This window comes from Psychromonas sp. CD1 (genome assembly GCF_002239585.1).
Taxonomy (GTDB): Bacteria; Pseudomonadota; Gammaproteobacteria; order Enterobacterales; family Psychromonadaceae; genus Psychromonas.
On record NZ_NDFH01000003.1, the window covers coordinates 127,834 to 140,096 of the forward strand.

General features: G+C 35.5%; 7 protein-coding genes, 1 tRNA gene and 1 pseudogene. 3 read left to right on the forward strand and 6 right to left on the reverse strand.

Features of this window, described 5'->3' with window-relative positions:
• Nucleotides 1-76: 76 nt before the first annotated feature.
• Entirely contained in the window at nt 77-739 is a 663-nt protein-coding gene (gene queC, locus B8W84_RS01965; protein WP_094751662.1) for a 7-cyano-7-deazaguanine synthase QueC, read from the reverse strand.
• A 109-nt stretch (nt 740-848) separates the two neighbouring features.
• Between queC and queE the strand changes: the two genes are divergently transcribed.
• Both queE and hrpA read left to right on the forward strand, forming a co-directional pair.
• Entirely contained in the window at nt 849-1,526 is a 678-nt protein-coding gene (gene queE, locus B8W84_RS01970) for a 7-carboxy-7-deazaguanine synthase QueE (protein WP_094751663.1), read from the forward strand.
• Between the two features lie 102 nt (nt 1,527-1,628).
• Complete coding sequence (gene hrpA, locus B8W84_RS01975; RefSeq protein ID WP_094751664.1) at nt 1,629-5,501, forward strand: ATP-dependent RNA helicase HrpA; 3,873 nt, start codon at nt 1,629-1,631, stop codon at nt 5,499-5,501.
• Nucleotides 5,502-5,504: 3 nt separating this feature from the next.
• Here hrpA and B8W84_RS01980 read toward each other — a convergent pair whose 3' ends face one another.
• Together B8W84_RS01980 and B8W84_RS01985 are read right to left on the reverse strand one after the other, a co-directional pair.
• Entirely contained in the window at nt 5,505-7,142 is a 1,638-nt protein-coding gene (locus tag B8W84_RS01980) for a response regulator (RefSeq protein ID WP_257797884.1), read from the reverse strand.
• Between the two features lie 123 nt (nt 7,143-7,265).
• A tRNA-Tyr gene (locus B8W84_RS01985) sits at nt 7,266-7,349 on the reverse strand.
• Nucleotides 7,350-7,478: 129 nt separating this feature from the next.
• On the opposite strand from B8W84_RS01985, the gene B8W84_RS01990 reads away from it, so the two are divergent.
• Complete coding sequence (locus tag B8W84_RS01990; protein ID WP_094751665.1) at nt 7,479-8,021, forward strand: VC2046/SO_2500 family protein; 543 nt, start codon at nt 7,479-7,481, stop codon at nt 8,019-8,021.
• Nucleotides 8,022-8,135: 114 nt separating this feature from the next.
• On the opposite strand, the pseudogene asnB reads toward B8W84_RS01990, so the two are convergent.
• From asnB to yfaE, 3 genes and pseudogenes are all read right to left on the reverse strand, one after another.
• Nucleotides 8,136-9,806 (reverse strand): annotated as a pseudogene (gene asnB, locus B8W84_RS01995) (asparagine synthase B).
• Between the two features lie 109 nt (nt 9,807-9,915).
• Nucleotides 9,916-11,562, reverse strand: coding sequence for a cation:proton antiporter family protein (locus tag B8W84_RS02000; RefSeq protein ID WP_094751666.1), 1,647 nt, complete (start codon nt 11,560-11,562; stop codon nt 9,916-9,918).
• Between the two features lie 448 nt (nt 11,563-12,010).
• Nucleotides 12,011-12,262, reverse strand: a complete 252-nt coding sequence (gene yfaE, locus B8W84_RS02005) for a class I ribonucleotide reductase maintenance protein YfaE (protein ID WP_094751667.1) — start codon at nt 12,260-12,262, stop codon at nt 12,011-12,013.
• Nucleotide 12,263: the final 1 nt, after the last annotated feature.

Sequence of the window (12,263 nt, forward strand, 5' to 3'; positions counted from 1 at the left end):
GCACTCCATACAATAAGCAAAGGATGGTTATATCTTTTGCTTATTGTATGGAGATGTCTTAAATATTGGGAGATTTTTAAATTTCGTAGGCAAGTGGGTCGCTCAGTGCATTTTTTGCAAAGGCATCTAAACGTTCAATACAACTCGCACAAATACCACAGGATTTTTCTCTGCCATTATAGCAAGTCCAAGTTTTACTATAATCAAGTCCCATACGTAGGCCATCTTTTAAAATACCTATTTTATCGCTATTCAAATAGGGGGAATAGATACTGACTTCTTCATAATTGGCAACGGCGGCCACCGCATTCATTTTTTCAACAAAAATAGGTCTGCAATCTGGATAAATTTCATGATCGCCTGAGTGCGCACCATAATATACTTTTTCCGCGCCAATGGAGACAGCATAACCAATTGCCATGGACAATAATATCATATTGCGATTTGGTACTATCGTATTGATCATATTGTCATTTTCATATTCCCCCGTGCTTACTTCAATTTCCGTATTGGTTAAAGATGAACCGCCGATGAGTTCATTAATGGATGAAATATCAATGATTTTGTGATTAATATTAAGATGCAAGCAAACATCCCGTGCCACATCAATCTCTTTAATATGACGTTGTCCATAATTAAAGGTCAAGGCGAAAGGGATCAAGCCTTCTTCTATTGCTTTATGTAGCACCGTGTATGAGTCCATTCCTCCGGAGTAAATAACAACAACTTTTTTTTTCATTTTTCTTGTATGTCCTCGATGATTCATTTATAAGAAGATCTGTGTCGCAAAAAAGCGCTGGATAGGCTTCTTTGTGAAGATCTTTACTAATTTTTGAGTATACCGTGTAATGAAAAATAATTATAAAGTAAATGAAATATTTCAAACGATTCAAGGTGAGGGAGTGCATAGTGGTTACGCTGCTATTTTTATTCGCTTGCAAGGCTGTGACGTAGGTTGTGCTTGGTGTGATACGAAGCATACTTGGTCGTTAAAGGAAGATGATAGAGCTACTTTAAGCCAAGTGATTGATCAAAGTAATACCTCTTCTCAGTGGGCGGATGCGACAGCTGAGGAAATTTTAATGGCGATTAAAAGTTTGAACTATACCGCTAAGTTAGTGATAATTACAGGCGGAGAGCCGTGTTTTTATGACTTACGTGCACTGACTGCATTATTACATCAAAACAATTTTCAAACGCAAATAGAAACGAGTGGCACTTATCCTATTTTAGTGGATGACAAAAGTTGGGTGACTGTGTCGCCTAAAGTGAATATGCGCGCTAAAAAAGAGGTGCTTTTATCGGCATTAGAGCGTGCGAATGAAATAAAACACCCTGTGGGTACGCAAAAAGATATCGACCAATTAGATAGATTATTAGAATCTTTAGATGATAAACATAATAAAACGATTTGTTTACAGCCCATTTCACAAAAACATAATGCAACAGCGCTTTGTATACGTACTTGTATTACGCGTAATTGGCGTTTATCTGTGCAACTACATAAGTACTTAAAGATTGATTAGTTTATTTCTTTTTGTCGATTTTAATTTCTTATGCTACAAGACATTGCGCTTTGTTTATCTGCTTGCTAGGATCTCTTTTTGCTCTTTTCTTAGGTAATTATTTTGACGCTTTCTGTGCATGCCCTTAAAAAACATCTTACTAAAGTCTTATCAAAAGATAAGTTTAAATTTTCACGTCGGTTAGCGAATAATAGTCAAATCAAAGATGCAGAAAAAGCGTTATTAGGGCTTGCTAAAATAGCGTGCGATATTCAAATATCAATGGATAAATGCCAATATCGTCGTGATAATATGCCTAAGATAACTTTTCCTGATCTGCCAGTAAGTCAGATGAAAGATGAAATTAGTGAGGCGATTAAAAATAATCAAGTGGTTATCATAGCGGGAGCGACAGGATCAGGTAAAACCACACAAATCCCTAAAATATGTATGCAATTAGGACGCGGTGTTAGCGCTATGATTGCACATACTCAGCCTCGAAGGTTGGCAGCCCGCACCGTTGCAAATCGTATAGCAGAAGAGTTAGGCTCTGAACTAGGTGATGCGGTGGGTTATCGGGTACGTTTTACTGATAAAGTGAGTGATAACTCATATATTAAATTGATGACGGATGGTATTTTATTAGCCGAGATACAAAACGATCGTTTTTTAAGCCAATACGATACGATTATTATCGATGAAGCGCATGAGCGTAGCCTCAATATTGATTTTTTATTGGGATATTTAAAACGATTATTACCGCGCCGACCAGATTTAAAAGTAATTATCACCTCGGCGACTATTGATCCACAATGTTTCTCAAAACATTTTAATGATGCGCCTGTAATAGAGGTATCAGGAAGAACTTATCCGGTTGAAACACGTTATCGACCACTTGATGAATATGCTGGTGGCGATCAAATCGAAGGTATTTTTAATGCTGTTGATGAACTGCAACGTTGTGGACCGGGTGATATTCTTATCTTTATGAATGGTGAACGTGAAATTAGAGATACTGCCGAAGCACTAAAAAAACGCAATTTACGTCATACACAAGTATTACCACTTTTTGCGCGTTTGAGTAGCGCAGAGCAAAATCTTATTTTTAAAAGTCATCAAGGGCAACGTATTATTTTAGCCACAAATGTTGCCGAGACATCGTTAACTATTCCTGGTATTAAATATGTCATTGATACCGGAACCGTACGTATTAGCCGCTATAGTTATCGAACTAAAGTGCAACGTTTACCTATTGAAGCGATATCACAAGCCAGTGCGGCACAACGTTTAGGTCGCTGTGGACGTGTTAGTGCTGGGGTTTGTATTCGCCTATATAGCGAAGATGATTTTTTATCTCGTCCCGAATTTACAGATCCTGAAATATTACGTACTAATTTATCGTCAGTGATATTACAAATGCTAGCATTAGGTTTAGGCGAATTAAGTGAATTTCCTTTTGTACAAGCACCCGCAGATAAAAATATTAAAGATGGGTTCAGTTTATTAGAAGAGCTAGGAGCGGTAAATTTAAATACTAAAGATGTGCGTAAAAAATTAACACCTTTGGGACGTCAACTCGCAAAACTACCGGTTGATCCGCGTCTTGCGCGTATGATTTTAGCCGCTAAAAAATATGGTTGTGTGCATGAAGTGATATTAATTAGTGCAGCCCTTAGTATTCAAGATCCTCGCGAGCGTCCTATGGATAGGCAACAAGCTGCGGATGAAAAACATAAGCGTTTTTATGATAAAAACTCAGATTATATCGCGTATATAAACCTTTGGAATTATATTAAAGAGCAACGTCAACTTTTAAGCAGTAATCAGTTTAGAAAAATGTGTCAAAAAGATTTTTTATCTTATATGCGAGTGCGAGAGTGGCAAGATATTTATGCTCAAATAAAGCAAGTAACCGATGAGTTAGATATTAAAGTCAATACGCAAAACGCAGACAATGATGCGATTCATCAAGCTTTATTATCAGGCTTACTTTCTCATATTGGTTTTAAAGATAAAGAACAATATTATTTAGGTGCGCGGAATAGTAATTTTTTTATGTTTCCGGGCTCAAGTTTATTTAAAAAGCAGCCCAAATGGGCTATGTTTGCTGAATTAGTGGAAACATCAAAACTGTTCGGTAGAGTTAGCGCACGTATTCAGCCTGAGTGGATAGAGCAACAAGCCTCACATCTTATCAAACGTAGTTATAGTGAGCCACATTGGCAAAAAAAATCAGGAACAGTTGGCGCGTTTGAAAATCAAACGTTGTTTGGTTTGCCCATTGTAGTGAAACGTAAAATCACGTATACCAATATTGAACCAACACTTTGCCGTGAATTATTTATTCGTTATGCATTAGTGCAAGGAGAATTCATAACACGTCATCAATTTTTTAAAGATAATCAAGAATTACGTGATGATATAGAAGATTTAGAGCATAAATCTCGACGTCGAGATATTTTAGTGGATGATGAAACATTATTTTTATTTTACGATAAACGCATCCCATCAAATATCGCAAGTGCACAACAATTTGATAGCTGGTGGAATAAAGAAAAGCAACAAACACCTGATTTATTAAATTATCAACGTAATGACTTAATGGCACATGATGCCCAAAAAATAACAGCCATTGCTTATCCGGATTTTTGGCAACAGGGCGCTTTAAAACTGAAATTAAGTTATGCCTTTGAGCCAGGTACAAGCCAAGATGGCGTTTGTGTCGATATTCCAGTGAGCTTGCTAAATCAAATTAAAAGTGATGATTTTCAGTGGCAAATACCTGCATTACGTGAAGAGTTATTGATTGCGTTAATTAAGACTTTACCTAAAGTTGTGCGTCGTAATTTTGTGCCAGCACCTAATTATGCCAGTGCGGCGCTAGCTACGATGAGCCCTTTTGAAATGCCTTTATTAGCTTCATTTGAAAAACAGTTGTTACGCATGACGGGCGTTAGAATTCCTGATAAATCATGGGATTTAGATGCGTTACCAAGTCATTTGCGGATTAAATTTAACATTATTGACGACAAGCGTAAAAGCGTTGCTTTAGGCCATGATCTCAGCCAATTACAACATCAACTTGCCAGTGTAATTAAACAGAGTTTATCGAGTGTTTCTAAACAAAGCATTGAAAAGACGCAATTGTTGAGTTGGAATTTTGGTGTGTTACCGAACTCCTTTAAAAAGGATATTGGAGGTTATGAGATCAAAGCGTACCCTGCATTAGTAGATAAGCATAAAAGTGTGGCGATTGAATTATTTGATAATAAAGACGATGCTGCGCGTGTAAATAAACAAGGATTACGACGTTTATTACTTTTAAATGTGCAATCACCTATTAAATATTTACAACAAAGCTTACCGAATAAAGCAAAATTAGGACTTTATTTTAATCCCTTTGGGCAAGTGAAAGATCTTATTAATGATTGTATTGCTTGTGCAGTTGATAGTATTTTAGAGGGCGATGACGTGGTCCGTGATGCTGCAAGTTTTTCTTTGCAAAAGGAACGGGTACGTGCAGAGCTGGCGGATAAAACCTTGCATATTACTTTATTAGTCGAACAAATATTAACGTTGGCGTATGCCATCAATAAAAAATTAAAAGGCAAATTAGATTTAACCATGCTCTTGGCACAAAGTGATATAAAATCACAATTAGAGCGGTTGATATATCCTGGTTTTGTGTGTCAAAGTGGTGCGAATAAACTAGTGGATATTAAACGTTATTTGCAAGCTTTACAAAAACGCTTGCTGAAATTGAGTGTAGATCAAAATCAAGACAGGCTACATACACTTGTATTGCATGAACTAGAAGCGCGTTATTATGATTTAAGCAAACAGATGCGCAGTAACGAAAAAGAAAATCCATTATTAGCTGAAATTTACTGGATGATTGAAGAATTACGAGTGTCTTTATTTGCGCAACAATTAGGCACCGCATATCCTATTTCAGCAAAGCGGGTGAAACTGAAATTAGTGCAGTTAAATGGCTAAAGATTAGAGATTTTTTTCAAGGTTAAATTCTTTTTGTAATTGACTATAACGTTGGCGATGGTCCTGGGATAAATGCGTATTACGTAATAAGTTAAATTTTTCTTGGCAACTTTTAAGTTGTTCATGGCGGTGAAGTGTTGCTTTATTAAGAAGTTGCTTAAGATAAACCTGAATACTATTTAATAGAGCACCTGAATTAAGAGGTTCTAATTGTAGTGCGAGATTGAAAAATTGTATAGATTCTACATAGGCTCTTTTTTTGAATGCTTGAATACCTTTATTATTATGCGTCTTAAATGCTTTGATACGAGTATCTAAATTACGACCTGTATATTTTTCAATATTTTTTTTTGTAGAAACATCTTGAATGTTACGCTTTTTGAGCTCATTTAAATAAGGAAATGCATCATCAAATTCACTAATATCAAGTAATGAGAAGACTGTCTCACATAATGTTGTATTATCAATGTCTTTTATGGGTGTCTCACTATTATGGATACTTTTTAAAATAAGTCGTTTTGCTTTTAACTGCTCATTTAAAGAAAAAAAACATTTTGCTTGGCAAAGTAGATTAAACAGATTAAAGTCAAATTTCTTATTTCTACCCTCTTCAAAGCGACTTTGATAAAGTTTAGATTTTACCAATTTCAAAATCAATATTTTATTGTTGAGTTCTTTTTCAAACTGGGCATGTTCAATAATACTGTGAATATAATTTGCTAAATGACAAGGATCGGGATAAAAAGAATTTCGGCTTAAGACCAATATAGAATGGTAACTATTAATCATTATCTTATATTCATGCATCTCTTTAGCTAAAAGAGCTACTGATTGGTAACGTTCAATACTATGGTTTGTCATATTAGCCGCGAGAGTTAAAATGGCGAGCGCTTTATCGGTGTCGCCATTTTTTTTATGAGCAAGAGCTAACCAGTGATATGCTTTAATCAGTAAAGGTTTATTTGAAATAACATCTTGTAGAATGTCGATGGCTTCGCTGAGTTTATTTTGTAAGTAATAGGTTTCGCCTAAACTGATATTGGTTTTCATCAGGGCGCGTTGACTGATTAATTGCTTTAAAATTTCTTCTGCTTTAGGGTATTGCTTTGTTGTAATATAAATATCTGCGAGCATATTCTTACAAATCGTACTAAATTTAGACTCTTTTTGTATTTTTTCATTGCACAGAAAGATTGCTTGCGTATAGTCTTTTTCATTTAATGCTTTTAGAATATTAATTAAAATGTCTTTTTTATACGAGGCTTTAGCGAGTCTATTGAATAATTGTGTTGGAGAAAAAGGTTTCATTAAATAATCATCAGGGGCTTTTTCTATAGCGCTGAGTACCATTCCTTTAGTGCTATCTCCAGTAATGATAAAGTATAAAGCATTGAGTGAAATAAGATTATTATTGCGTAAATAGTCGAGTAATTGTATACCATTTTGACCAGCACCTAAATTGTAGTCAACAAGATAGATGTCAAAAACATTTAAATAAGCACAGCGGATGGCACTGGCTGCATTATTTACACAAGTAATATTTTTAGCACCCTGATTGGTCAGTATCGTTTTTAGCATTACATGAAATGCTTGCTGATCATCGACGATGAGTATTTTTTTGTTTTTATAACTAAACATCATTTACTTGCTCTCTTATTAAGCAGGATTTGATATTAACAGTAAATAAGACAGGCTCTACATAAAACAGAAATACAATAAAATACGATGAAGGGCACCATATATTATTACTTTTAAATGTGATAATGGTGGAGGGGGGGGGATTTGAACCACCGAAGCTTACGCGGCAGATTTACAATCTGCTCCCTTTGGCCACTCGGGAACCCCTCCTTTCTTACGCAAGGAATAATATCAGATTATCCCTAATTGTGAAGCTTAAATGTGAAATAATTTCAAAAAACATTAAATAAAATCAGATTGTTGCCGATATATCTCATGTGTCTCACAAAGAGTGAATATATGAATATAGAGAAAAGCACATCGGCTTTGTTAATTAATGAATGGCAACTTGGATCGCAATTAAATATTGCTGTTCAAAATGGAACTCGTCATAAATTTAATTTATTATTAAGTTTACTCTCTGCAGATGCACGTGATTTCTCACAATTTAATTTGGCACATAATAAAGATGTTCAATTAAAAAAATTAACCCTACGTGACGCTTTTCATTTAAAAGAGGTACAACCTTTAATTAATGAAGGGATCTCTTTAACAAATGCTAAAGTATTAAATGAAGATTTACAGGCTCGGCGTTTTAGTAGCTTACGATTACGTTATTTACTGACTAATGAAGCCTTATTATCAAGGCAGAAGAAAAATGATATAGAAAGTGATGTTGTAGATAATCTATCATTGTTAGCCCAGCGCCGTTTAGCGGGAGAGGTCTCTTTATCTGGCGACTTAAGTGAGCAATGTATTACAGGAATAAATTATCAGCTAATGACAGATTTACAAGCGATGCAGCTCGAGACAAAACCGATTAAAATGCATAGCCATTATTAATACAGGTCATAAAAATAAAGGAAGAGATTGATATTTTCAATAGACAAGAGTTGATGTTTGGCACTGAGTTTTACCTTCTGCGTTATATAGTGATGTTTAGTATGCATATTCAGGTTATTTTACATTATATGCATCATGGTGAATACCCGATGCTCGTCCTGAGGAATCTGTGTTTTTCTGGAAACTTGCATCCCAAGATAAGGCTTCAACGGTCGAGCAGGCGACAGATTTACCAAAAGGGACACAGCGCGCGGCACTTTCAAGCGGGAAATTATTGTTAAATAGATCGCGATAAAAGTAAGCCTCCTTACTGTCAGGGGTGTTAATAGGAAAGTTGAATTTGGCATTTTCGAGTTGTAGATCACTCACTTGTGTTTCTACATATGCTTTCAAAGTATCAATCCAATTGTAGCCAACTCCATCAGAAAATTGTTCCTTTTGACGCCATAAAATATCTTTAGGTAATTGTCCGGAAAAAGCTTCACGTAAAATATTTTTTTCAATACGCTGACCTTTTATCATTTTAAGTTCTGGATTAGTGCGCATGGCTACATCTAAAAACTCTTTGTCTAAAAAAGGTACCCGAGCTTCAATTCCCTATGCAGCCATTGATTTATTAGCACGTAAACAATCAAAAAGATGTAATTTATTCAGTTTCCGATTTAATTCGTTATGAAACTCTTTTGCATTAGGTGCTTTATGAAAATATAAATACCCCCAAAATATTTCATCAGCGCCCTCACCAGAGAGTACCATTTTAATGCCCATCGCTTTTATTTTTCTTGCCATCAAATACATGGGGGTAGCCGCGCGGATAGTCGTGATATCATAGGTTTCTAAATGATAAATAACTTCTTTTAAAGCATCAATACCATTTTGCACGGTAAAGATAATCGGGTGGTGTATGGTGCCTAAATATTTGGCTACTTTTTCAGCTGCTTTTAGGTCTGGTGAGCCTTCTAGCCCTACAGAAAAAGAGTGTAATTGAGGCCACCACGCTCCCGAGTTATCATTATCTTCAATGCGTTGTTTAGAATATTTTTGCGTAATAGCCGAAATAAGAGACGAATCTAATCCACCTGAGAGTAAAACACCGTATGGTACATCACACATCAGTTGACGTTTTACTGCACTTTCAAGGGCGCAAGCAATGTCTTTCGCACAACCTTGATTATCTTGTACCGCATCATATTGCATCCAATCACGTTGATAGTACTTTGTTGGTACGCCGATTTCACTGTCTAAGTAATGTCCAGCAGGAAACTCTTGCACTTTCACGCAAACGGGCATAAGCGCTTTCATTTCAGAGGCAATATAAAAGTTACCTTCTTCATCCCACCCCATATAAAGGGGAATAATACCCAAATGGTCACGACCAATTAGGTATTTATCCTTTTTCTTATCATAAAGACAAAAGGCAAACATTCCATTGAGATCATCTAAAAAATCCACTCCTTTCTCTGCATATAACGCCAGAATAATTTCACAATCAGATTTGGTTTTAAACGGATAATTTATTTTTAATGCAAGTTTCAGCTGTTGATGATTATAAATTTCGCCGTTAACAGCAAGGATATGTGTTTTATCGTCATTAAAAAGAGGTTGCGCACCTGTTTCGACATCGACAATAGAGAGACGTTCATGTATTAATATTGCTTTATCCGATGCATAGATACCTGACCAGTCTGGGCCTCTGTGGCGTAGCAGTGTTGACATTTCAATCGCTTTTTGACGTAATGTAAGCGCATTGCTTTTTATATCTAGTACACAAAAAATAGAACACATAAAGGTTACCTTTCATCTTTTTTATAAGGATTATTTAATACAAATATAATTTGCATTAAATAATGCATTTTTAGAATAGCATTTTGCCGAGAAAGATTTTTTCTGCATGCTATTTATGTTCAAAATAATCTAAGGGATTTTTATCTGTTTGTAACGCCGAGTCATCTTTTAATACATCGGCGAGCTCCGCCCAGACATGGCGAGCAAATCCAGCTCCTGCTTCTTCATACATATTAAAAACGGGGGATACGCCTAGTTTTTCTAATTCTTGTTCATCATCTTTATAATGTGCGAGGGCCGCCACTTTAAAATTATAATGCTCAATTTTAATTAATTGCTCTGCTGCATAACGATTACCATTATGGTTGGGCATGGCAAGCAATATTAGTTTTATGTTATCGGTTAACTGTAATTTAGTCCAAAAATCGGAATCAAGTGCATCTCCTGTTATCACTCTACGCCCTAATTTTTGATGTCTGAGAGTGGTTTGATGATCATAATCGATGCCGATTACTTTTTTACCATAATATACCTTTAGAGCATCATAAGCCCCAACACCGATGCGACCCATGCCCATGACTAATATTTGAGCATCGCCTACGCGTACAGGGCGATCATCCTTATGTAAGCGAGTGGCTTGGAAGCGTTTTAAAGAGTGTTTGTAGCGACTATAAATAGGGTCAGCATATTTGTTGAGTAAAGCTGAAATAATAAAACTCATAGAAACTGCAATGGCGGTAATAGTTAGCCAATCATAGGATAGCCAACCTTTATAGGTTGCTAAAGATGCAACAATGAGTCCGAATTCACTGTAATTGGCTAAAGTGAATGCCGCAAATAAAGAGGTGCGAGAGCGTAGCTTAAATTTTGATAAAGTAAAAAAATAAAGGGATATTTTACCGATTAAAAGACAAGATAGCAAAGTAGCTATCATTAAATGGTCAATATTAGGTAGGCCTTTAAGACCGATGCTTAAAAAGAAACAAACTAAGAAAATTTCTTTCATATTAAATAAAGCATTGGCCATATCTTTCGCTGTGCGGTGGCTGGCTAATAACATACCAGCAATAAGAGCGCCTAAATCGGCATTTAAACCGAGTGGCTCAAATAAGCCAGTCCCAACACCTAGTGCTAAGAAAATACCATATAAAACTAATAATTCACCATGGCCTGCATTATCGAGTAATTTGAATAAAAGCGGGCGAAAAAGTGGAAGAGTGCAGAGAGATAGAGCCCAAATCGAAGGCAATTCACCGATAGATATGGTTAAAAATAGCACCGCAAAGATATCTTGCATGATTAAAATGCCAATGGCAATTCGGCCATAGAGGGAGTTTGTTTCACTTTTAGCTTCAAGAATTTTAACGGCAAAGACCGTACTTGAAAAGCTAAGTAAAAAGGCGACTAAAATTAAACCTTGAGTATCTAAATGATTAAAAAAGCTTAAACCTAATTGTTTAAAAATGAATAAAAGAAGACTGTAAAATAGAATGCTACAGAGCATATGAATACTTGCACTGCCCCAAACTTCTATTTTAAAAAGAGTACGGATATTAAGTTTTAAGCCAATAGAAAAAAGTAATAAAGTCACGCCTAAATGAGCGAGAGTTTGCAGTGCACTTGTTTCTGAAAAACCCAAATAATTAAGTGAAAAGCCAGCTAATAAAAAACCGACCATAGGGGGGAGGCCGATCAGATTGATCAGCATACCAAAGCTAAAGGCTGTACCAATAAAAAGAAGTAAGCTGTTATCCATAAACTCTCTTAATGGGTTGTTTAATTGATGTATTTTAGAGAATAAGTTAGTTAGTCAAAAAATCTTCTTTAATTCTAGTTCTTTTTCTTTTCTTGGTATTGTTTTTTGTAATAAAGATGTGAATGAAAGAATAAGTTAGTTAGTCAAAAAAATCTTCTTTAATTCTAGTTCTTTTTCTTTTGTTGGTATTGTTTTTTGTAATAAAGATATAAATGAAGGTAATAGAAAGTTAAATCTTCATTGTAAATATTACATATCAATTGATTTTATACGTTTATGTGATTATAGATGGTTGTTTTAATGTGATCCCAATATGATGCGAAATTAGATGTTAATAAATAAATATCCTCTGACGTAGAAGTAATTCGAGAGCTGTATTACTGAAGAGTATAAGGGCATTGTAATAACAAAGAGCACTGGAAAAATTCCAGTGCTCTTTGTTATTTTGTTATTTTGTTTGTATTTCAATGGGATGGGTTGCGCGACTGCAACAGGTTAATATTTCGTTTTTATGTAAATAAACAAGTGGTGGTTGCGTATAGCTAACTTGGCCTTTAAGGAGCAAGCAACGACAAGCCCCACAATAACCATCTCGGCATTGATATTCAGGGTTAAGTGCATGTACTTCTAAGTTTTCAAGTAAGCTTTTATGCTTATCAAAGACATAGTTGTGAGCATCTACAGTGCAAGTAAAAGACATC

Coding starts and splice junctions, on each gene's coding strand:
- queC (WP_094751662.1), bottom strand. CDS start 739: ATGAAAAAAAAAGTTGTTGTTATTTACTCCGGAGGAATGGACTCATAC.
- queE (WP_094751663.1), top strand. CDS start 849: ATGAAAAATAATTATAAAGTAAATGAAATATTTCAAACGATTCAAGGT.
- B8W84_RS01980 (WP_257797884.1), bottom strand. CDS start 7,142: ATGATGTTTAGTTATAAAAACAAAAAAATACTCATCGTCGATGATCAG.
- B8W84_RS01990 (WP_094751665.1), top strand. CDS start 7,479: ATGAATATAGAGAAAAGCACATCGGCTTTGTTAATTAATGAATGGCAA.
- B8W84_RS02000 (WP_094751666.1), bottom strand. CDS start 11,562: ATGGATAACAGCTTACTTCTTTTTATTGGTACAGCCTTTAGCTTTGGT.
- yfaE (WP_094751667.1), bottom strand. CDS start 12,262: ATGTCTTTTACTTGCACTGTAGATGCTCACAACTATGTCTTTGATAAG.